The sequence below is a fragment of the Bacillus timonensis genome (assembly GCF_000285535.1).
Lineage (GTDB): Bacteria > Bacillota > Bacilli > Bacillales > Bacillaceae_L > Ferdinandcohnia > Ferdinandcohnia timonensis.
Genome location: NZ_HE610986.1, coordinates 113,570 through 136,312, shown reverse-complemented (window position 1 = coordinate 136,312; position 22,743 = coordinate 113,570). Strand labels below are relative to the sequence as shown.

The following is a 22,743-nucleotide window of genomic DNA, read 5'->3' as shown; positions in this document are numbered from 1 at the left end:
GAAATCCCCTTCATCAAAATTAATAGTCCCCTAACCGCTCCCAGCTGAGTACTTCATACCTAGTCCACTAAAAACCTACTTATTCTTCTCCACCAGTATTTTGCGCTCCATACTGTTGGTTAGTTGATTGTGTTTTACCACTTCTAGCTCTTGTATCAGGGCCTGCATTTCCTTTTACACTCGCCGCACCAACTGCGCGTTTTGACGGATTTTTATCAACTTTAGCCATCTCATTGTCACCTCCATTCATAGAATCACCTGATTACCCATTTTCAATTCGAAAAGAAAGAAATAGAAAATTTGTTTCTTGAATATATTGCGAAAATTTAAAAATTGTTTTATATTAAGTTATAAAGAAACTCATTCTTTTGGATGTGCAAACATCGATGAGGTGAAACCGAGTAAGGAATATTTTTTTTTGACAGTAAAATGAATGAGTATTCATTCAAATACTCAAATTGAGTAAAAGGAGGAAACTGTGAATGATCCAAAGCATTAAAAGAGCTGCAGTCCTTGGTTCGGGAGTTATGGGATCGGGAATTGCTGCGCATCTAGCAAACATCGGAATACCTACATTATTATTAGATATTGTTCCTCGGGAACTTTTAGAAGTAGAAAAAAAGAAAGGGCTTACACTTGGAGATAAGGAAGTAAGAAATCGTTTTAGTAGTGGGGCAGTCCAAAAGTTGTTGAAACAAAAGCCTGCACCCCTTACTTCTAAGGAAAACATCGCTCTTATTACAACTGGGAACTTTGAAGATGATATGGAAAAGCTTTCAGAGGTTGACTGGATTATTGAAGTGGTTGTTGAAAACCTTGATATTAAGAAAAAGGTTTTTAGTCAAATCGATAAGGTACGAAAGCCAGGTAGCATTGTTAGTTCTAACACATCCGGTATTTCGGTTGAAGCCATGGCTGAGGGTCGTTCAGAGGACTTTCAAAAACACTTTTTAGGCACACACTTTTTCAACCCACCACGTTATTTGAAATTGCTCGAAGTAATTCCTACAAAGAACACAAGCCCAGATGTACTTTCTTTTATGAAAACATTTGGTGAAGATGTACTGGGTAAAGGAGTCGTTGAAGCAAAGGATACACCAAACTTTATCGCAAACCGGATTGGAACATATGGGTTGCTTGTTACCGTTCGTGAAATGCTTAAAGGTGGTTACAGTATCGGAGAAGTAGACTCTGTTACAGGTCCAATGATTGGTCGTCCTAAGAGCGCAACCTTCCGTACACTAGATGTTGTGGGACTAGATACATTTATTCATGTTGCAAACAATGTTTATGAACAGGTTGAGGGAGAAGAAAAAGTGGTATTCAATGTTCCTGATTTCATGAAAGCAATGCTGGAAAAAGGATGGCTTGGAAGTAAAACAGGTCAAGGTTTCTTCTTGAAAAAAGGCAAGGAAATTCTTGAATTAAATCCTGACACACTCCAATACGAAGAGCGCAAAAAGTTACAAACACCAGTCACAGCATCCATTAAACAAGTAAAAGGGACAGCAAATAAGCTTAAGACCCTTTTCTATGCAGAAGATCGTGCTGGAAAGCTATTATGGAATATTACATCCCCAGCTCTTATCTATTCTGCCACTCTTTTAGGAGAAATAGCAGATGATATTGTTGCGATAGACGAGGCAATGAAATGGGGCTTCGGCTGGCAATTAGGTCCATTCGAAATGTGGGATGCAATCGGACTTGAACACTCTGTGAAGAAGATGGAAGCAGAAGGAGCTGTAATTCCGGCATGGATAAAGGAGATGCTTGCGAACGGGAATACTTCATTCTATAAAAAAGATAATGGCTCAGTCTCTTATTATCATAACGGTGAATACAAAGCAGTTAAGGTAAATCCAAAAAATATTAATATTAAGTCTTTAAAAGAAACAAATGGCGTCATTAAGAAAAATAGTGGTGCTAGTTTAATAGATTTAGGTGATGATGTTGCATTATTAGAATTCACATCGCCAAATAATGCAATTGGTTTTGATATCATTCAAATGATCAATTACTCACTTGAAGAAGTGGCGAAAAACTACAAAGGTTTAGTTATCGGAAATCAGGCGAAAAACTTCTGTGTCGGTGCAAATCTTGCGATGATTTTAATGGAAGCACAGGATGACAATTTCTATGACATCGAATTAGTAGTTCGTCAGTTCCAACAAGCGATGATGAACATTAAGTATAGTGAAAAACCAGTGGTTGTAGCTCCATTTGGTATGACCCTTGGTGGAGGAGCAGAGCTCTGTCTGCCAGCTGCCAAGATTCAAGCCTCAAGTGAAACCTACATGGGACTAGTAGAAGTAGGTGTTGGTGTAATCCCTGGTGGCGGTGGAAATAAAGAATTATATATTAACCATCTACAAGGAATGCCAACAGGGGTAGAAGTGAATCTTCAAAATGTCGCAAATAAGGTATTTGAAACAATTGCCATGGCGAAGGTCTCAACATCAGCTGAAGAGGCGCGAACAAATAACTTCTTAACAAAAGAAGATGGTATAAGTTTCAATGGTGATCATCTCATTCATGATGCAAAAGAATCCGTATTGGCATTGTCTGCACAAGGTTATAAAGCACCTGTTCGAAAAAAAGTACCAGTTGTTGGTGAATCAGGTTATGCAACTTTACTATTAGGTGCACAAGCAATGAAGTATTCTGGTTACATTTCAGACCATGATCTTAAGATTGCGAAAAAACTTGCGTGGGTACTTGCAGGTGGAAATATCCCATACGGCACCGAAGTGGATGAACAATACTTACTAGACTTGGAGCGTGAGGCATTCCTAAGCCTTGTCGGTGAACCAAAGACACAGCAGAGAATGCAGCACATGCTTGTAAAAGGAAAACCATTACGTAACTAAAAACAAAATAAAAAAGGTAAAAGGTGGATGAAAAGATTCCCGTCCGCAAAGGTGCCACGTCCTGTTGCGATGCCGACACTAGCACATTTTATGCGTCGAAAGGTCTAGGAACGACGTACCGAGGACCGGAATATTTAGGATTAACGTGTGAACCGGACGGGCAGAGAAACGAAGAGTTTCGACAGAGATTTTTATCCGTACTTTTACCTTCAAAAAAGTTTGGGGGGAATATTGTGAGAGAAGCAGTCATCGTTGCCGGTGCGAGAACCCCGGTTGGAAAAGCAAAAAAAGGTACACTTGCCAATGTAAGACCAGATGACTTAGGGGCATTGGTTGTAAAAGAAACGTTAAAGCGTGCAGGAAATTATGATGGAAATATTGATGATTTAATTATTGGATGTGCCATGCCTGAGGCAGAACAAGGTCTAAATATGGCACGAAATATAGGAGCGTTAGCTGGATTATCACATACCGTTCCGGCTATTACAATCAATCGTTATTGTTCATCAGGTCTTCAATCAATTGCCTATGCAGCAGAAAAAATCATGTTAGGTCATTCTGACACTGCAATTGCGGGTGGAGCAGAATCTATGAGTTTAGTACCAATGATGGGTCATGTGGTTCGGCCAAATGCAAAACTCGCAGAAACAGCACCTGAATATTACATGGGCATGGGCCATACTGCAGAGCAAGTTGCGGTAAAGTATGCTGTCAGTCGTGAAGATCAAGATGCTTTTGCAGTAAGAAGTCATCAAAAAGCAGCAGCAGCAATTAAAGCTGGAAAGTTTGTGGATGAGATTGTACCTGTGGATGTAACACTTCGTCATGTTGATGCTAAAAATCAATTGGTAGAAAAGCACGTCCAGTTCTCCCAAGATGAAGGCGTGCGTGAAGATACAAATCTAGATATATTAGCAAAGTTAAGACCAGCTTTTTCAGTAACTGGTTCTGTAACTGCAGGAAATGCTTCTCAAACTAGTGACGGAGCAGCAGCTGTTATGGTGATGGACCGTGAAAAAGCAGTTAGCTTAGGCTTAACACCATTCGTGAAATTCAGATCGTTTGCAGTTGCGGGGGTACCACCAGAGGTTATGGGTATCGGACCTGTTGCGGCAATACCAAAAGCTCTTAAAATGGCAGGCCTGGAGCTTTCAGATATTGGATTATTTGAGTTAAACGAAGCATTTGCTTCGCAATCTCTTCAAGTCATCCGTGAATTAGGACTTGATGAAGAAAAGGTCAACGTGAACGGTGGTGCTATCGCATTAGGACATCCACTTGGATGTACAGGTGCAAAATTAACACTTACATTGATGCATGAAATGAAGCGACGTAACGTACAATTTGGTGTCGTGACAATGTGTATCGGTGGCGGAATGGGAGCTGCCGGAGTATTTGAACTATTAGCTTAAATCGGAAAAGCGAAAGCGCCTTGAACAGCCCCGACAAGCGCTGGAACCCTAACGAGGAGCAGGATGGGGGAAGCGACCTCGAGGGGCTAGGCGCTGGAGCTAGACAATATAGGGCTAACCTAAATGGTTAGCCTCAGAATAAAACTTTTAGGGGGAAACCAAATGTCAAATGCAACTGATAAAGTCGTTTTAGGTGGGGGCTTTTTAATCGAAGATCTTGAAGCAGATCGTGTCTTCACTCCTGAAGATTACACAGATGAACATAAAATGATTGCAAAAACAACAGAGGACTATGTAGCAAATGAAGTGCTTCCGCAAGTAGAACATCTTGAAAACCATGAATTTGATCGATCTGTAAAATTACTTAAAAGTGCAGGAGAACTTGGGTTGTTAGGGGTAGATGTACCAGAAGAGTATGGTGGATTAGGTCTAGATAAAGTAAGTTCGGCCTTAATTGCTGAAAAAATGGCAAGAGCTGGTGGGTTTTCAATTTCCCACGGGGCACATGTTGGGATAGGATCACTTCCAATTGTTCTTTTTGGAAACGAAGAACAAAAACAAAAATACCTTCCAAAATTAGCAACTGGTGAACTGCTTGCTGCATACGCATTAACTGAGCCAGGTTCAGGTTCTGACGCATTAGGAGCAAAAACAACAGCAAAATTAAACGCAGAAGGAACTCACTATATCCTAAATGGTGAAAAACAATGGATTACAAATGCAGGCTTTGCTGATGTGTTTGTAGTTTATGCGAAAATTGATGGTGATAAATTCTCTGCATTTATTGTGGAACGTGAATTTCCGGGTGTGTCTACAGGTGCTGAAGAAAAGAAAATGGGAATTAAAAGCTCCTCAACACGTACATTAATTCTTGAAGATGCCGAGGTGCCTGTAGAAAACCTACTAGGTGAAGTTGGAAGAGGTCACGTGATTGCATTTAATATTTTAAATATTGGTCGTTATAAACTAGGTGTAGGTGCAGTAGGTGGAGCAAAGAGTGCATTTGAACTGGCTGTAAAATATGCTAACCAACGTCAGCAATTTAAAACACCAATTTCAAAGTTTGGCTTAATTCAAGAAAAATTAGCGAATATGGCATCAAAGATATATGCAGCTGAATCTAGTGTTTATCGTACAGTTGGATATTTTGAGGACCGTATGGGTCAATTAACTGAAGAAGAAGTTAACAATGGTAAAGAAGTGGCAAAGTCAATCGCTGAATATGCAATTGAGTGCTCCATCAATAAGTTCTTCAACACAGAAGTATTAGACTATGTAGTCGATGAAGGTGTTCAAATCCATGGTGGATATGGATTTATGCAAGAATATGAAATTGAAAGAGCATACCGTGATTCCCGTATTAACCGTATTTTTGAAGGAACGAACGAAATTAACCGGTTATTAGTTCCGGGAACATTCCTTCGAAAGGCATTAAAAGGAGAATTACCATTACTTGAAAAAGCAACACAACTTCAAGAAGAACTTATGATGCTAATGCCTGAAGAAGTTGGAGAAGGCGTTCTAGAACAAGAGAAATACCTTGTTCGCAATGCGAAGAAAGTAGGCCTTATGATTGCCGGACTTGCTGCTCAAAAATTTGGTCCAAAACTAGAAAAAGAACAAGAAATCCTTGCAAATATTGCAGATATCGCAGCAAATATTTATGCAATGGAATCTGTAGTCCTACGTACTGAAAAAGCAATCAAAAAGTCTGGTGAGGACAAGAATCAGCAAAAAATTCTTTATACACAAGTATTTGTACAAGAAGCATTCAATGAAATTGAAGCACATGCAAAAGAAACACTTGTTGCTACAGAAGAAGGCGATGTACTACGCATGATGACTTCTGCATTACGTAAATTGACACGCTTTACACCAGTAAACGTAATTGCAAAAAAACGCGAAATAGCTGCAACCTTAATCGAAGCCGAAAAATATACGGTGTAAAATAGATCATTAGAAGAGGCTCCTTTTTAATAGGGAGCTTTTTCTTTTGAAAAAGGACTGGTTTTTTCATTTTCTATGCAGGATAAACTGGAAATAAGTCGAAATTAATCCAAGGGGTACGTTGCGAATGGTTTTTAATTAAAATTTGTATATGCTAAAATATGTATTAGTAATAAGTTTTAAGGTGGTGAGAAAATGGCATTAACATTTTATTGGTACCCGAAGTGTGGAACCTGTCGAAAAGCAAAAAAATGGCTTGAGGAACATCAGGTTGCATTTGAGGAAATTCATATTGTTGAAAATCCACCATCAAAAGAGAAATTAAAAGAAATGTACCAAAATAGTGGATTGGAAATAAAGAAATTCTTTAATACAAGTGGGCAAAAATACCGTGAACTTGGGCTTAAGGACAAAGTAAGTTCTGCATCAGAGGACGAATTGTTAGACCTACTTGCATCAGACGGAATGCTAATCAAGCGCCCTCTCACTACAGATGGGAAAAAAGTAACAGTTGGATTTAATGAGGCGAAGTTTGAAGAAACCTGGGCATGAAAGTATTTGGATGAAAGACCTTATAAAGGGCTTTTACATAAATCATTTTGTTGAGTTTACTCATCAAAATGGGTACAAACTTATTTCATAAAATCGTATTAATGGAGGGTACAGGATGAACACACCTAAAGAATTACGTTATTCTGAAGAACACGAGTGGGTGAAAGTTGAAGGGGATAAAGTACGTATTGGAATTACAGATTTCGCACAATCTGAATTAGGTGATATCGTATTCGTTGAACTTCCAGAGGTTGGCGACGAAATCCAAGCAGACGAGCCATTCGGAAGTGTTGAGTCTGTTAAAACCGTGTCTGAGCTTTATGCACCAATCAGCGGTAAAGTTGTTGAAATTAACGAAGAACTTGATGACAGCCCAGAGTTCGTAAACGAATCTCCATATGAAAAAGCATGGATGATTGTTGTTGAACCTGCAAATGCTGGAGATGTTGAGAAGCTAATGACTGCTGAGCAGTACGAAGAAATGATAAAAGAAGACTAATTTAAAGCAAGAGCCAATTAAGGAGAAATCCTAATTTGGCTCTTTTTTATATTTTATTTCCATCTCTTTGGAGAGTTGCGACAGACCGAATGAAGTTTCTCTTAATGGACAATCTAAACTTAAATACCGTAGGAAGGGTGTTCATAATGGTATTGAAACATACTCGAATTGAAGTGACTGACCGAGTTGTTGGAAAACTAGGTAATAACGAAATGAATTTATTTGTTGAAAAAGAACCTATCGGAAAAATTTCATTTACAAATAATGGTCCCCAATATGAATTAAAGCAAGGATATGAGCAGGAATCCAATAAAATTTTCACCTATGCAGATGTACCTACTGACCCAGATATGAAGTATGTAGATTGTGATGATGAAAATGGTTGGTGCTAAAGACAGTGGATACCCACTGTCTTTTTTTCCATAATCTTTCCGATCGATTCACCAAAAGATAATCTTTGTTATAAAATGAAGGAAAAGCAGTTGTACACATCGAATACAGTGATGTAAGCAAAAATGCTGAATAATGTACACTTGAAACAAGGTGATGAAATGGTGGCTTTTGACGATATCGATAAGGTAATCATTGTTGAGGGAAGAACAGACAAGAAGAAAGTCGAGACGGTTGTGAATGAACCGGTTGAAATTATTTGTACAAATGGAACGATTAGTATAGCAAAGCTTGATGAATTAATTGAACATTTATTTAATAAAGATGTTTATATCTTGGTGGATGCTGACAGTGCGGGTGATAAGTTACGAAAACAGTTCAAACGTGAATTTCCTGAAGCACGTCATTTGTTTATTGATAAAATGTATCGCGAGGTAGCAACAGCACCCGAACAGCATATCGCAACTGTCCTTCTATCAGCGAATATTGATGTTCACGCAGAATTTTTACTATAGTAGGCTTAAAGCATAAATGAAAAACGATTTATAAATTCATGGTACAATAAAAAGCAATTCATAATATAAAGGTTGTAGTTGAGATGAAAGAATGGAATGCAAATGATATTAATACCCAACTCATTACTGAGGATGAGTTTTGGCTTTATTTATACACACCTATGTGCGGAACCTGCCAAGTAGCATCTAAAATGATCATGGTAGTAGACGAACTACTTCCAAACGTACTAATAGGAAAGAGTGACCTTAATTATCTACCTCAAAAGGCAATTGAATGGCAAATTGAAAGTGTCCCTTGTTTACTGCATGTAAAAGACGGAAAAGTGTCCCAAAAATTTTATGCATTTCACTCGGTTCCATACTTAGTTGAAGTGCTGACGAAGCAATAAAAATAACGCCTAAATCGGCGTTATTTTTATTGCTTTTTTTAGGAAAAGATGTATGATATTTAGGAAGTCGAAATATTAATTTTTTTCAGTCGGAGCGAACATGAGCATAGTCACAGGATGGAAAACACATTACAAATCATACAATCAAAATATTAAGCTATTTATTTTAGCGACCATTTTTACACAGTTAGGCATGGGTATGTTCACCATCATGTATAACTTTTATGTGCGGGAACTTGGCTATTCAGAGCAAACAAACGGAACCATTATTGCAATGACAGCTTTGGCATCCGCTATCATTCTCGTTCCTGCAGGGCTAATGAGTGACAAATTTGGACGAAAGAAAGTTATGGTCATTGGGATTGCAGTTTCAACATTTTCCTTCTTTGCTAGAAGCGTTTTGGATGTTGAGCAACTACTTGTAGCAACAGCATTTTTAACAGGCTTATCAACTGCTTTTATTCAAGTTTCAGGTGTTCCTTGGTTAGCAGAAAACTCCACAGCGTCGCAAAGGGTCCATCTCTTTAGTTTTCATTCGGCGATTATGATGGTAGCACAAGTTATTGGGAACATTGCAGGTGGTGCATTTTCCGATGCATTTCAATATTTATTTCATTTGAGCGGACTTTGGAGTGTAAGGATCACGCTTCTAATTGCAACAGTAATCTATATTGTAGGTATTTTACCTATCATTAAGATGAACGAACAACAAAGAAAACAACCTACGAGTAAACCGATTGAACCCTTTAGGGAAAAATTAAAAACTAATAGATCACAAATTAAGTTAATTGCGATGTTTGCTATTGCTCAAATGATAATAGGGTTCGGTTCTGGATTAGTGATTCCATATTTAAATTTATATTTTGCAGATCGCTTTTTAGCAAGCAATACGATAATTGGAATCATTTTATCCTTAGGGCAAGCGGCAACAGCGATAGCGATGATTATTGGACCAGCAATTGTTAATAAGGTTGGAGAGGTTCGTGCTGTGGTTTATTTGCAGTTATCATCATTACCATTTCTATTGTTAACAGGATATACTGAAAATCTTTACATCGCAGCAATTGGGTTTTTATTTAGACAGGCACTAATGAATGCAGGTAATCCGATTCAAGCATCCCTTGTTATGGGGCGAGTAAATAATTCAATGAAGGGGCTAGCTAATTCCGTTAATCAGATGGTATTTTCGTTAGGATGGGCATTGATGGGGCCAGTATCTACCTCAATCGTAATGATGTATGGTGCTTATTGGGGTTATGCTTATGTGTTTTCAATAACGTCTGTCTTGTATCTAATCGGATCTCTTTATTTCCTACTTGTATTTACTAGAAAATCATTTCAAAATGAAGAAAAAACACTTGCTAAAATATCGTAATATGTCATATTTCCCGGGAAAAAGGTACGAATTTTGTAGCAATGACATGAATAAGTTCCTTTTTTGCGTCAAAATATTATAAAAATGCGAAATTTTGAATTTCTCATTTTTTCTAAAAATTCTTATTGACTTGTATGAGCAGAAGAGTTACCATTATCTTAACCTATTAAAGTATTAAAAAATTTTATATCGATAATCTTATCAAGAGTGGTGGAGGGATTGGCCCTATGAAGCCCGGCAACCGGTAATTTACACGGTGCTAAATCCAACAGACGTTTTTTGTCTGAAAGATAAGAAGAGAAACCATACATACACCTCTTCTTATCGAAGAGGTTTTTTATTTGCATAAAAAAAGGAGAGATTTAAATGAGTGAAAAGCAAAAAAACTATCGACCAGAAACAATTGCAGTTCATGGAGGACTTGAGGCAGATCCAGTAACTGGGGCAAGAGCAGTACCAATCTATCAATCCAATGCATTTAAATTTAATACAACTGAACATGCAGCAAATCTATTTGGGTTAAAAGAAAACGGATATATTTATACTCGAATTCACAATCCAACGACAACTGTTTTTGAAGAAAGAGTAGCGCAATTAGAGGGTGGAGTTGGTGCGTTAGCTGTTTCAAGTGGGATGGCTGCAATTACAACAGCAATATTAAATATTGCGGGTGCTGGAGATGAGATTGTATCTGCTTCAACACTTTATGGTGGAACTTATAACTTATTCGCTAATACACTTCCTAAATATGGAATCAAAGCACACTTGGTAGAACCAACAAATCCGGAAAACTTCCGACAAGCGATTACCCCAAATACAAAAGCTATTTTTGCTGAAACGATTGGAAACCCAAGCTTAGATATCCTTGATATTGAAGCTGTTGCTGATATCGCTCATGAAGCTGGTATTCCACTGATTATTGACAATACATTTGCAACACCTTACTTATGTAAACCTATTGAACATGGTGCAGATATTGTTATTCATTCTGCTACAAAATGGTTACTTGGAAATGGAACGACAATGGGTGGAATAATTGTAGATGGTGGTAAATTTGATTGGAATTCACCAAAATTCCCTGGATTTACAACACCAGACCCTAGTTACCATGATTTGGTCTATGCTGATGCATTAGGGCCTGTAGCTTATATCATTAAAGCTAGAGTTCAACTCCTACGTGATTTAGGGCCAGCTTTAAGCCCATATAATGCATTTCAATTTACCTTAGGACTTGAAACACTACATGTACGTATGAAAGAACATATTGCAAATACGAAAAAAGTTGTTTCTTATCTTAAAAAGCACCCTGGGGTTGAATGGGTACTGTATCCAGGAGAAGACGATAACCCTCAAAAACATTTAGTAGACAAATATCTACCAAAAGGGGCAGGAGCAGTAGTTGTGTTCGGAATTAAAGGTGGAAGAGAAGCTGGTGAAAAGCTAATCAATAATGTTGAACTTTGGTCACATGTTGCAAATGTTGGGGATGCAAAGAGTCTAATTATTCACCCAGCTAGTACAACACACCAGCAATTAAGTCCAGAAGATTTAAAAGCATCAGGTGTTACAGAGGACCTAGTTCGCTTATCTGTTGGTATTGAAAATATTGAAGATATTTTAGAGGATCTAGAACAAGCGATTAAGGCAGCAAACGGAACAAGCTCAGGCTTATCAGTTCCAACTGTTTAATTTTTAGATAACCTAAGTCTAAAAAGGTAGAAATAGTCACATTTTTTCCATTGACACTTAACAATGTAAGGTGATAAGATAACTTTCGTGTTGTTAGTATGATAATAATAATTAAATAAATAAATTTGATGACTCTTATTTAGAGAGGTGGAGGGATGTGCCCGATGAAACCCAGCAACCGTCAACTTATGTTGAAAAGGTGCCAAATCACACAAAGCAAGAGCTTTGGAAGATGAGAGGAAGGAATCACATATGTGCCTTTCTGCTCTTTTTGCAGAAAGGCTTTTCCAATTTATTTTTATTTATTTACTTTATCGCATAAACTAAGCATAGTTTTCTTGGAATAAAGGGTGTGACAACGTGATAACATTAAAAAATGTTAAAAAAATTTATCAAACAAAAACGAATTCCGTTACAGCCGTTAACAATGTTGACTTGCAAATCAATGAAGGTGAAATCTTTGGGATTATTGGATACAGTGGAGCTGGGAAAAGCTCACTCATCCGTCTACTGAATGGACTTGAAACGCCAACGGAAGGAACTGTTTCAGTTGCAGGTCATGATATTACCTCCATTAAAGGAAAGGCATTACGTGATGCGCGAAAAGAAATTAGTATGATTTTTCAGCACTTTAACCTTTTGTGGTCACGAACTGTAAGGGAAAATATTTCGTTTCCGCTTGAAATTGCAAATGTACCAAAGACAAAACGCGATCAAAGGGTAACAGAGCTCATTAAGCTTGTTGGTCTTGAAGGAAGAGAAGATGCTTATCCATCACAACTAAGTGGAGGTCAAAAACAAAGGGTAGGAATTGCAAGGGCACTTGCAAATAATCCAAAGGTCTTACTTTGTGATGAAGCGACCTCTGCGCTAGATCCGCAAACAACTGATTCCATTTTGGACTTGCTTGTTGATATAAATGAACGTTTAGGTTTAACGATTGTATTAATTACTCATGAAATGCATGTTATTCGTAAAATCTGTCATCGAGTTGCCGTTATGGAAAATGGCAAGTTTGTAGAACAAGGACGAGTGCTTGATGTATTTAAAAAGCCTCAAGCTAATATTACAAAACGTTTTGTACAGCAAGTTACAGAGCCTGAAGAAACAAAGGAAACAATTGAGCATTTACTTGATCGTTTTCCAAATGGAAAAGTGGTGCAACTTACTTTTGTTGGGGAAGATGCTGAGAAACCATTAATCACTCATTTAATCCGAGACTTTAAGGTGGAAGTGAATATTCTACAAGGAAAGATTTCACAAACCCAAAATGGATCTTATGGAACATTGTTTATTCATCTTGCTGGTGATATCAATGAAGTCACTTCAGCCATTGAATTTATTCGACAACAACGAGTAGAAGCTGAGGTGATTGAAAATGCTTGAACAATTCCAGGAACTACTTAAATGGGAAAAGCAGGTTAATGATTATCAAGCATTAGATTGGGGAAATCTTTGGGAAGCAACTCTAGAGACATTATACATGACCGCGATTTCAGTACTTGCGACTTTTATTATAGGTCTATTCTTAGGATTGGTTCTCTTTTTGACAGATAAAGGGAATGCGTGGGAAAATTCAGTGGTCAATCGAATTGTATCGGCACTTGTAAATATTTTTCGATCTATACCATTTATTATTCTAATTGTATTATTAATTCCTTTTACGAAAATTGTAATGGGTTCAATGCTAGGGCCAAATGCCGCGCTGCCATCTTTGATTATCGGGTCAGCACCGTTCTACGCAAGAATGGTTGAAATTGCTTTACGTGAAATTGATAAAGGTGTGATTGAGGCTTCTCATTCAATGGGGGCTACGAACTCAACAATCATTTTTAAAGTACTAATACCTGAGTCCCTTCCCGCTTTAATATCAGGGATTACAGTAACTGCGATTTCATTGGTTAGCTTCACAGCTATGGCAGGTGTAATTGGTGCCGGTGGATTAGGACACTTTGCTTATCTATATGGTTTCCAAAGTAACAAACCGGTTATTACATTTATCGCCACTGTTGCGATATTAATTTTGGTATTTATCATTCAATTTGTGGGTGATTATTTTACAAAACATACAGACAAGAGATAACAGGAGGAACACAAATGAAAAAACTACTTTATGTACTACTAATTGGATTACTAGCCTTTACATTAGCTGCATGTGGGTCAAATGATAATGCAGACAAGGGTACTGACACTAAAGAAGCTGAAGGAAATAAAGAACTTATCGTAGGCGCTTCAGCAGTACCACATGCTCAAGTATTAGAGCAAGCAAAACCTTTATTAAAGGAAAAAGGCATTGACCTAAAAATAGAAGTATTTACAGATTACATTTTACCGAACGTAGCACTTCATGAAAAAGAATTAGATGCAAACTACTTCCAAACTCCAGGTTATTTAGATTTACAATTAAAGGACAATCCTGATTTTGATTTTGTAAGTATTGCAGAAATTCACAAAGAGCCAATTGGAATTTATTCTAAGAAATATAAAAATTTAAATGAACTTCCAGATGGTGCAAAAATCATTATGAGCAATTCCTTCAGTGATCACGGACGTATTTTACCAATTTTTGAAAGAGAAGGACTCATCAAACTTAAAGAAGGTGTTGGTGACCAAGCTAGAGTAGAAGATATCGTTGAAAATCCAAAAAATCTCGACTTCTCTAATTTGATTGAAGCAAAGCTACTTGCATCAGCATTTCAAAATGGTGAAGGCGATGCAGTAGTAATCAACACAAACTATGCACTTGAGGGTGGCGTAAATATTGAAGAGGATGGCATTGCCTTTGAAGGTGAAGATGTCGTACCTGCAAATTTAGTCGTCGTTAACAAAGGTGATGAAGATCGTGAAGAAATTAAGGCATTGGTTGAAGTATTGAAATCTGAAGAAATTCAAAAATTCATTGAAGAAGAATATGCTGGTGCCGTTATTTCAGTAAAATAAAGATTAACAGAAGCTTGCCAAATGGTAAGCTTCTTTTCAATTTTTGAATATTTACGAGTAAAACAAAGGAATCTGCCTTAATTGTTTATCTCGTGTTTATTTTAATACCCATACAGCGAAATAAGAATAAGCAGCATTAAATACTGCAAGATACCGTCATTGAGCTAAAAAGAAGAAGATGCTACGATTAATACTGTGTTAATTAAATTGAAGGGATTGGTTCATTATCAATCGAATCCGTTTAAATTATACGGGCGAAATGGAAAAGGCAATGCATCAGGCGCATGGGATTGGCTATGAAGATTACTGTCGAAAGTTCAGGGAGCGTTTGCGGGTTGAGAAAAACCGCGAACAGGAATACAAACAAGGCAGGATGATTGTTTCACAAATAGACCGAAGAGTTCATATATAAAATAGAGATGTTGAGTACAAACCCAGTGTTTAGAGCACTGGGTTTTTACCATGGATACTATATTATAGAATGAATTAACCTAATGTGTGAAAAATAAACGGAGGACTAGGGGCGTTAACAAAACACTAACCTTTCTTCCTTACATATCTTATAAATTTATGTTATCTTAATGATGGACAAGACTTAAAGGAATGCAATTTATTTAGGTCTTATTCTCATACTCAAAAAATGACCGAAATTCACAGTTAATATACCTTCTTCTCGTTGTAAAAATGTATCTTCATTAGCAATGTGTAAAGGTTGATATCACTTTGAATTTGTTATAAGATTGTAATGAGAATAAAATGAGAATAGAGTTTTGACTTAATTTGTCAAAACTATACAAAATATTTTTTGTCTAATGGAGGTAGTAGTTATGGCAGGATCAACTTTAGTTGTTAAGGATCTTCATGTCGAAATCGAAGGCAAGGAGATTTTAAAAGGAGTAAATCTCGAAATAAAAGGTGGAGAAATTCACGCAATTATGGGACCAAATGGTACAGGTAAATCAACATTATCATCTGCAATCATGGGTCATCCAAAATATGAAGTTACTAGTGGAAGCATCACATTAGATGGTGAAGACGTATTAGAAATGGAAGTAGATGAGCGTGCACGTGCTGGTCTTTTCTTAGCAATGCAATATCCAAGTGAAATTAGTGGCGTTACAAATGCTGACTTCCTTCGTTCCGCAGTTAATGCACGTCGTGAAGAAGGTGATGAAATTTCTTTAATGAAGTTCATCCGCACTATGGATAAAAACATGGAATTCTTAGAAATGGACCCTGACATGGCTCAACGTTACCTAAACGAAGGCTTCTCAGGTGGAGAAAAGAAACGTAACGAAATCCTACAATTAATGATGATTCAGCCTAAGATTGCTATTCTTGATGAAATTGACTCAGGTCTTGACATCGACGCATTGAAGGTTGTTTCAAAAGGGATTAATGAAATGCGCGGAGAAGAGTTTGGTTGCTTAATCATCACTCACTACCAACGCTTACTTAACTATATTACACCAGATAAAGTACATGTAATGATGCAAGGTCGTGTTGTGAAATCTGGTGGTCCTGAGCTTGCACAACGTCTAGAAGCAGAAGGATATGATTGGATTAAGAAAGAATTAGGAATTGAAGATGAAACTGTAGATCAAGAAGCGTAAGCGTTAGGAGGATTATTATGACAATCGATACGAAATTACCATTTGATAAAGATTATGTCAGAGGTTTTTCGTCTACTCTTGGTGAACCAAGCTGGCTACAGGAACTTCGTTTACAAGCTCTTGAAAAAGCAGAAGACCTTCCAATGCCAAGACCAGATAAAACGAAAATAGATAAATGGAACTTTACACAGTTTGCAAAACATGTTGTGGAAAGTGCTCCATATAATTCAATCGATGAATTACCTGATGAAATTAAATCATTAATTCATGTTGAAGAAGAAAAGAATATATACATTCAACGTAACAACACACCAGCCTTTATTTCTCTTTCTGAAGAAGTAAAGAAGAGTGGCGTTATTTTTACAGATATTCATACCGCTGCCCGTGAACATAGTGACCTTCTACAAAAGTATTTCATGACAGAAGCTGTTAAGGTCGACGAACACCGTCTAACTGCATTACATGCTGCATTAATAAACGGTGGAGCATTCGTATATGTTCCAAAAAATGTGGAAGTTACAGTTCCACTTCATGCTGTATTTATTCAAGAAAATGGTGAAGCGTCTATTTTTAACCATGTAATTGTTGTTGCTGAAGATAATAGTTCTGTTACGTATGTTGAAAACTATATTTCAACAACTGACTCTGTAAATACAGTTGTCAATATTGTTTCAGAAGTTATTACTGGGGCAAATGCGAAGGTTACCTATGGTGCTGTGGATTCCTTAGCAGCAGGAAATACAACCTATGTAACTCGTCGTGGTGTAATTGGCCGAGATAGTAAAATCGAGTGGGCACTTGGACTAATGAATGATGGAGATACAATCTCTGAAAACATCACAAATTTAGTCGGTGATGGGTCGTTTGCAGATTCCAAAACAGTCGTTGTAGGACGTGGGGAACAAAAGCAAAACTTCACTACAAGAATTACTCACCATGGTAAAAATTCAGAAGGATTTATCTTAAAACATGGTGTTATGAAAGACAGCGCAAGCTCAATCTTTAATGGTATCGGGCATATTGAACATGGCGCTTCTAAATCAAACGCAGAACAAGAATCAAGAGTATTGATGCTTAGCGAAAAAGCTCGTGGAGATGCAAATCCAATTTTACTAATTGACGAAGATGATGTAACAGCAGGTCACGCTGCATCTGTTGGTAGGGTTGACCCAGTTCAATTATATTATTTAATGAGCCGTGGTATTCCAAGAACGGAAGCAGAGCGTTTAGTTATTCACGGATTCCTTGCACCAGTTGTAAATCAACTTCCAATTGAAGGAGTTAAAAAGCAACTTGTTGAGGTTATCGAAAGGAAAGTAAGATAATGAATATCCAAGATATTCGTTCCATGTTCCCGATTTTAGATCAAGAGGTAAATGGAAAAAAACTTGTCTATCTTGACAGTGCTGCTACATCTCAAAAACCTGTTACTGTTATCGAAACGGTTGATCGCTACTATCGAGAAATTAACTCTAATGTACACCGTGGGGTTCATACCCTTGGAACAAAAGCAACTGATGCCTATGAAAATGCTCGTGAAAAGGTTCGTAAATTTATCAATGCTTCCTCGATTCAAGAGATTATTTTTACCCGTGGCACAACAACTGGAATTAATACAATTGCAGAAAGTTATGGGCGAGAAAATCTGAAAGAAGGCGATGAAATTGTCATCACCTACATGGAGCACCATGCCAATATTATCCCTTGGCAACAAATTGCAAAACGCACTGGTGCGAAATTAAAATATATTCCTCTTCAAGAGGATGGGTCAATTGATTTGAAGGATGTAGAAGCTACTATCACGAATCAAACAAAAATTGTTTCCGTAGTAATGGTTTCTAACGTTTTAGGTGCAATCAACCCTATTAAAGAAATTACTGAAATAGCACACCGGAATGGCGCAATCATGGTCGTCGATGGTGCACAAGCTGCTCCTCATATGAAAATTGACGTAAAAGACTTAGATTGTGACTTCCTTGCTTTTTCTGGTCATAAAATGTGCGGCCCAACAGGTATCGGTGTATTATATGGTAAGAAGGCATTACTTGAAAAAATGGAACCAGTTGAAACTGGTGGTGAAATGATAGACTTCGTAGATTTATACGAATCTACATGGAAAGAGCTTCCTTGGAAATTTGAAGCTGGTACACCAATTATTGCTGGAGCTATTGGATTAGGTGCTGCAATTGACTTTTTAGAGGATGTTGGTCTAGATAATATTCTTGAGTACGAGCACAAGTTAGCAAATTATGCAATGGAACGCTTATCTCAGGTAGAGGGCCTAACCATATATGGACCTAAACATCGTGCTGGACTTGTAACCTTCAATATTGAAGATGTTCATCCACATGATGTTGCGACAGTCTTGGATGCAGATGGTATCGCTGTAAGGGCCGGTCATCACTGTGCACAGCCGTTAATGAAATGGTTGAAGGTATCAGCTACTGCTCGTGCAAGTTTTTACCTCTATAATACTGAAGAAGAAATTGATAAACTAGTTGAAGGACTCATTAAAACAAAGGAGTATTTCAGCAATGGATTCTAACATAAACCTTGATACCTTATACCGACAAGTAATAATGGATCATTATAAAAAGCCTAGAAATCGAGGAGTTATTCAAGAAGGTGCGTTAACAATCGATATGAATAACCCAACCTGTGGAGATCGTATCCATCTAACTTTAAAAGTTGAAGATGGCGTTGTGCAAGATGCAAAATACGACGGTGAGGGATGTTCCATCTCAATGTCATCTGCTTCGATGATGACTCAAGCGATTAAAGGCAAAAAGATTGAAGATGCACTCAAAATGTCACAAATCTTCTCAGAAATGATGCTTGGGAATGAATATGATGATAGCATTGATTTAGGAGACATTGAAGCACTTCAGGGCGTTTCAAAATTCCCAGCGCGTATAAAATGTGCGACATTAGCTTGGAAAGCAATGGAAAAGGGATTTAAGAGCGAACAAAATGAATCGTGAGTGATTTCTCATAACATTACGTTAGAGGGTTGCTTGCTAAGAATGGAGTGAAGTAGAATGGCAAAGAAAATGCCTGAAATTGGCGATTATAAATATGGCTTTGCAGATAAAGACGTTTCCATCTTCCGTTCAAAACGTGGTTTAACAAAAGAGATTGTTGAAGAAATTTCTCGTATGAAAGAAGAGCCGCAATGGATGTTAGACTTCCGTCTTAAATCCTTAGAGCATTTCTACAGCAAACCAATGCCACAATGGGGTGGAGACCTAAATAGCTTAAACTTTGATGAGATTACGTACTATGTAAAACCATCTGAGAAATCAGAGAAATCTTGGGATGAGGTACCTGAAGAAATCAAAGCAACTTTTGATAAGTTAGGTATTCCTGAAGCTGAACAAAAATATCTTGCTGGTGTTTCTGCTCAGTACGAGTCAGAGGTTGTTTATCACAACATGAAGGAAGACCTAGAAGCTCTTGGAATCGTATTTAAGGATACAGATTCAGCTCTAAAAGAAAATGAAGATATTTTCCGTGAGCATTGGGCAAAAGTAATTCCTCCAACTGATAACAAGTTCGCCGCATTGAACTCAGCAGTATGGTCTGGTGGATCATTCATCTATGTACCACCTGGCGTTAAAGTGGATACACCACTTCAAGCATACTTCCGTATCAACTCTGAAAACATGGGGCAATTCGAGCGTACATTAATTATTGTTGATGAAGGTGCGAGTGTTCACTATGTTGAAGGATGTACAGCGCCTGTTTATACAACAAACTCACTTCATAGTGCGGTTGTAGAAATCATCATTAAAAAAGATGCGTATTGCCGTTATACAACGATCCAAAACTGGGCAAACAATGTTTATAACTTAGTTACAAAACGTGCTGTTTGTGATGAAAATGCTACAATGGAATGGATCGATGGTAACATTGGATCTAAATTAACGATGAAATACCCTGCAGTTATCCTTCGTGGTGAAGGAGCTCGTGGTATGACACTTTCTATTGCGATTGCTGGTAAAGGTCAACACCAAGATGCAGGTGCAAAAATGACTCACCTTGCTCCAAATACGTCTTCAACTATCGTGTCGAAGTCAATTTCTAAACACGGTGGTAAAGTAACATATCGTGGTATTGTACACTTCGGACGTAGAGCACACGGAGCTCGTGCAAATATCGAATGTGATACATTAATTATGGATAATCAATCAACATCTGATACAATTCCTTATAATGAAATCTTAAATGATAATATTTCATTAGAGCACGAAGCAAAGGTATCTAAAGTATCTGAAGAACAATTATTCTATCTAATGAGCCGTGGTATTTCTGAACAAGAAGCAACTGAAATGATTGTAATGGGCTTTATCGAGCCATTTACAAAAGAGCTTCCAATGGAATACGCAGTTGAGATGAACCGCCTTATCAAGTTCGAGATGGAAGGCAGTATCGGATAATATCCAAAAAACCTTTATATATTGCGGGTTTGAGGGAATTTTATATCGTGCCAACTTGGTGGCGTGCCAAATTCGTGCCAAGTTGAAATCATCTTTTAGTATAGGAGGCGAACTTTTGAAGTTCGTCTTCTTCTATTTTTTCGGTAATATCAAGATAAGTATCCGCTGTTGTTTTGATGGTTTTATGCCCCAAGCGATTTGATACATATTTAAGGCTTGCTCCTGATTCAAGCAGCAGAACCGCATGTGTGTGTCTAAAGCCATGGGTGCCCTTATAATCAACACCTGCTTTTTTGCAGTAATCTTGCATGGTTTCACGAATAGTAGAAGGCGTTAAATAATGCCCGTTATAATTTTGAAAGATAATGCCATCTTCATTTTTGCGAAATCTCGGATTTCCTAAAATCAATTCATTTTGCTTCATCCTGAACTTCTTCAATTCACGAACTAAATCATTATCAATTTTGATAGTACGATATGATGAAGAATTTTTTAATGTTATCAATGTTACAGTGTTATTATCATCACGACTTGTTTGTTTATTGATCGTTACCTTATCGCCATTAATATCTTCCCATCTTAAGGCTAATGCTTCACTTATCCTTAAACCAGTCTTGCTTAAAAAAAGCATGAGCATATGATAAAGCTGGTAATCAGGAAAGCGTTGATGCTTATATGTTTTCATGAAATCCAATAACTGATTTAATTCTCCAAGGCTGAAATATTTTACTTTTTCTTTCTTTATAGCAACAGAATCTTGAACAGAAACCTTTAATTTATCAGCCGGATTTTTTTCAAGCACTTCTAATTCGTGAACAGCATAATGCAAAATGCTTTTCATATATGATAGATATTTTAATCTTGAACCAAAAGAATATTTATCTTTACCGTTTTCATCTAGCTCACCAAATGTAGCAATCCATCTTTTTATTTCAGGTCTATGAATTGTCATGATTTTTTTATGTCCAAAAGTGGGCAAAACGTGATTCCTTATAATTACTTCAATTTGTTTAAATGTCGTTGGCTTTACATTTGCCTTTTTATGCTCAAGCCAATCTTCCACAACTTCATCAAAAAGCATGTTTCTATCATTTATTGTTTGTCCATAATATTTTCTTTCTTCAACTTTTGCAGCTTCAATTTCTGCTTCCTTTTTTGTTCTGAATGTGCCAAGGCTTACTAATTTTCCATCCTTGTGAATACGTGCTTGCCATTTTCCACTGGCTAACTTTCTGAAGTTTGCCATCTTTCCTTTTCCCCTTTCAATCCTTTAAAACGATTTCGATAAGGCTTTTTATTTTTGTTTTTTCTTCTTTTGACAGAAGTCTGTCTTTAAAAAATATGTGATGATCGGAAGCTAATAAAGAATCGAGTTCAAATTGTTTTTCATCATATATTTCGTCAACTTTTTCAGAGTATTCTTGTGTTTTGTCTGAAAATACGTTTGCAAATGTAGATATATATCCTGTGGCTTTTATTAAATCAATACTTGGGATATTTAGCCCCGTCGCAATCTTTTCAAGCGTTTCGACTTTTGGAATCCCCCGTTTTCCTGTTTCTACTTGAGAGAGATAAGAGTGTGCAACTCCTGATAATTCACTAAGTTTTCTAATAGAAAATCCTTTTTCTTTTCTTAGTTTCCGTAATTTTTCTCCAAATTCGTTCACTATTTCATCTCCTCTTCCTATTTGAATTCTCTTTCATTTTAATTCAATTGGTTGCAAAAGTAAACCGTTTTTTAGATATGTTTGCAAATGAATAACAAAAAATGTTATTATGTGAGCGTGGTTGCAAATAGTAAATAATTAACTGAAAGGGGTTCACTAATGTTTAACATCAGCTTAAATGAAGATGAATTAAAAACGATTTATATTGAAGAAGTTCAGAAACGTTTAGAAGATTGGGAACAACAAACGCTGCTTATGGATATGAAAGAACTTTGTAAAATGCTTTCGTTAAGCAGACCAACGGTAGAAAAACTATTTATATACAATTCAGATTTTCCTTCTATGCGTGTGGGTAAGAAGTGGTTGTTTCCTCGTAAAGAAGTAGAGGAATATATCAAACGTTGGTCAATAGATGTAAGAAAAAAAGGCGGAAGTGTGGATTGCGACTAAAT

22 protein-coding genes and 2 riboswitches are annotated in these 22,743 nt (G+C 37.1%); of the genes, 19 read left to right on the top strand and 3 right to left on the bottom strand.

Going from position 1 to position 22,743, the window contains the following annotated elements; all coding sequences use genetic code 11:
- Window positions 1–79 precede the first annotated feature (79 nt).
- Window positions 80–229, bottom strand: coding sequence for a YuzL family protein (locus BTHG_RS26220; protein WP_010676466.1), 150 nt, complete (start codon window positions 227–229; stop codon window positions 80–82).
- A gap of 253 nt (window positions 230–482) precedes the next feature.
- Between BTHG_RS26220 and BTHG_RS09200 the strand changes: the two genes are divergently transcribed.
- The 18 genes from BTHG_RS09200 (at window position 483) to sufB (ending at window position 20,624) form a co-directional block, all read left to right on the top strand.
- A complete protein-coding gene (locus BTHG_RS09200) occupies window positions 483–2,867 on the top strand; it encodes a 3-hydroxyacyl-CoA dehydrogenase/enoyl-CoA hydratase family protein (protein ID WP_010676465.1) in 2,385 nt (794 codons plus the stop codon).
- Window positions 2,868–3,100: 233 nt separating this feature from the next.
- Window positions 3,101–4,279, top strand: coding sequence for an acetyl-CoA C-acetyltransferase (locus tag BTHG_RS09195; protein ID WP_010676464.1), 1,179 nt, complete (start codon window positions 3,101–3,103; stop codon window positions 4,277–4,279).
- Between the two features lie 162 nt (window positions 4,280–4,441).
- Window positions 4,442–6,226, top strand: a complete 1,785-nt coding sequence (locus BTHG_RS09190) for an acyl-CoA dehydrogenase family protein (protein WP_010676463.1) — start codon at window positions 4,442–4,444, stop codon at window positions 6,224–6,226.
- Between the two features lie 195 nt (window positions 6,227–6,421).
- Window positions 6,422–6,778 carry an arsenate reductase family protein gene (locus BTHG_RS09185; RefSeq protein ID WP_010676462.1) on the top strand — a complete coding sequence of 119 codons (357 nt, stop codon included), beginning with the start codon at window positions 6,422–6,424 and terminating at the stop codon, window positions 6,776–6,778.
- A 115-nt stretch (window positions 6,779–6,893) separates the two neighbouring features.
- Window positions 6,894–7,277, top strand: coding sequence for a glycine cleavage system protein GcvH (gcvH, locus tag BTHG_RS09180; protein WP_010676461.1), 384 nt, complete (start codon window positions 6,894–6,896; stop codon window positions 7,275–7,277).
- 35 nt (window positions 7,278–7,312) lie between these two features.
- Window positions 7,313–7,669 (top strand): YusG family protein, encoded by a 357-nt coding sequence (locus BTHG_RS09175; protein ID WP_010676460.1) that lies wholly within the window; start codon window positions 7,313–7,315, stop codon window positions 7,667–7,669.
- Between the two features lie 159 nt (window positions 7,670–7,828).
- Window positions 7,829–8,182: a toprim domain-containing protein gene (locus BTHG_RS09170; RefSeq protein WP_042341655.1), complete on the top strand. Its 354-nt coding sequence runs from the start codon at window positions 7,829–7,831 to the stop codon at window positions 8,180–8,182.
- Between the two features lie 83 nt (window positions 8,183–8,265).
- On the top strand, window positions 8,266–8,571 hold the full coding sequence (locus BTHG_RS09165; protein WP_010676458.1) for a thioredoxin family protein: 306 nt from the start codon (window positions 8,266–8,268) through the stop codon (window positions 8,569–8,571).
- Window positions 8,572–8,671: 100 nt separating this feature from the next.
- Window positions 8,672–9,946 carry an MFS transporter gene (locus BTHG_RS09160; RefSeq protein WP_010676457.1) on the top strand — a complete coding sequence of 425 codons (1,275 nt, stop codon included), beginning with the start codon at window positions 8,672–8,674 and terminating at the stop codon, window positions 9,944–9,946.
- A gap of 195 nt (window positions 9,947–10,141) precedes the next feature.
- Window positions 10,142–10,243, top strand: a riboswitch (SAM riboswitch).
- 69 nt (window positions 10,244–10,312) lie between these two features.
- Entirely contained in the window at window positions 10,313–11,635 is a 1,323-nt protein-coding gene (locus tag BTHG_RS09155) for an O-acetylhomoserine aminocarboxypropyltransferase/cysteine synthase family protein (protein ID WP_010676456.1), read from the top strand.
- Between the two features lie 132 nt (window positions 11,636–11,767).
- A riboswitch (SAM riboswitch) is annotated at window positions 11,768–11,874 on the top strand.
- Window positions 11,875–11,995: 121 nt separating this feature from the next.
- Window positions 11,996–13,021 (top strand): methionine ABC transporter ATP-binding protein, encoded by a 1,026-nt coding sequence (locus BTHG_RS09145; RefSeq protein ID WP_010676455.1) that lies wholly within the window; start codon window positions 11,996–11,998, stop codon window positions 13,019–13,021.
- The gene (locus BTHG_RS09140) at window positions 13,014–13,718 is read left to right on the top strand and encodes a methionine ABC transporter permease (protein WP_010676454.1); all 705 of its coding nucleotides are present in this window, start codon (window positions 13,014–13,016) and stop codon (window positions 13,716–13,718) included. The genes BTHG_RS09145 and BTHG_RS09140 overlap by 8 nt, the downstream gene beginning before the upstream one ends.
- Before the next feature lie 14 nt (window positions 13,719–13,732).
- Complete coding sequence (locus BTHG_RS09135) at window positions 13,733–14,575, top strand: MetQ/NlpA family ABC transporter substrate-binding protein (protein WP_010676453.1); 843 nt, start codon at window positions 13,733–13,735, stop codon at window positions 14,573–14,575.
- Between the two features lie 827 nt (window positions 14,576–15,402).
- On the top strand, window positions 15,403–16,188 hold the full coding sequence (sufC, locus tag BTHG_RS09130; protein WP_010676452.1) for a Fe-S cluster assembly ATPase SufC: 786 nt from the start codon (window positions 15,403–15,405) through the stop codon (window positions 16,186–16,188).
- Between the two features lie 17 nt (window positions 16,189–16,205).
- Window positions 16,206–17,513: a Fe-S cluster assembly protein SufD gene (sufD, locus tag BTHG_RS09125; RefSeq protein ID WP_010676451.1), complete on the top strand. Its 1,308-nt coding sequence runs from the start codon at window positions 16,206–16,208 to the stop codon at window positions 17,511–17,513.
- A complete protein-coding gene (locus BTHG_RS09120; RefSeq protein ID WP_010676450.1) occupies window positions 17,513–18,733 on the top strand; it encodes a cysteine desulfurase in 1,221 nt (406 codons plus the stop codon). The genes sufD and BTHG_RS09120 overlap by 1 nt, the downstream gene beginning before the upstream one ends.
- The gene (gene sufU / locus BTHG_RS09115) at window positions 18,723–19,169 is read left to right on the top strand and encodes a Fe-S cluster assembly sulfur transfer protein SufU (RefSeq protein ID WP_010676449.1); all 447 of its coding nucleotides are present in this window, start codon (window positions 18,723–18,725) and stop codon (window positions 19,167–19,169) included. Before BTHG_RS09120 ends, sufU begins: the two co-directional genes overlap by 11 nt.
- Window positions 19,170–19,226: 57 nt before the next feature.
- Complete coding sequence (gene sufB / locus BTHG_RS09110; protein ID WP_010676448.1) at window positions 19,227–20,624, top strand: Fe-S cluster assembly protein SufB; 1,398 nt, start codon at window positions 19,227–19,229, stop codon at window positions 20,622–20,624.
- An 88-nt stretch (window positions 20,625–20,712) separates the two neighbouring features.
- Here the strand turns inward: sufB and BTHG_RS09105 are convergent, their stop codons facing one another.
- On the bottom strand, window positions 20,713–21,870 hold the full coding sequence (locus BTHG_RS09105; RefSeq protein ID WP_010676447.1) for a tyrosine-type recombinase/integrase: 1,158 nt from the start codon (window positions 21,868–21,870) through the stop codon (window positions 20,713–20,715).
- Window positions 21,871–21,886: 16 nt separating this feature from the next.
- Window positions 21,887–22,291, bottom strand: coding sequence for a helix-turn-helix domain-containing protein (locus BTHG_RS25745; protein WP_010676446.1), 405 nt, complete (start codon window positions 22,289–22,291; stop codon window positions 21,887–21,889).
- 159 nt (window positions 22,292–22,450) lie between these two features.
- On the opposite strand from BTHG_RS25745, the gene BTHG_RS09095 reads away from it, so the two are divergent.
- On the top strand, window positions 22,451–22,741 hold the full coding sequence (locus BTHG_RS09095; protein ID WP_010676445.1) for a helix-turn-helix domain-containing protein: 291 nt from the start codon (window positions 22,451–22,453) through the stop codon (window positions 22,739–22,741).
- Window positions 22,742–22,743: the final 2 nt, after the last annotated feature.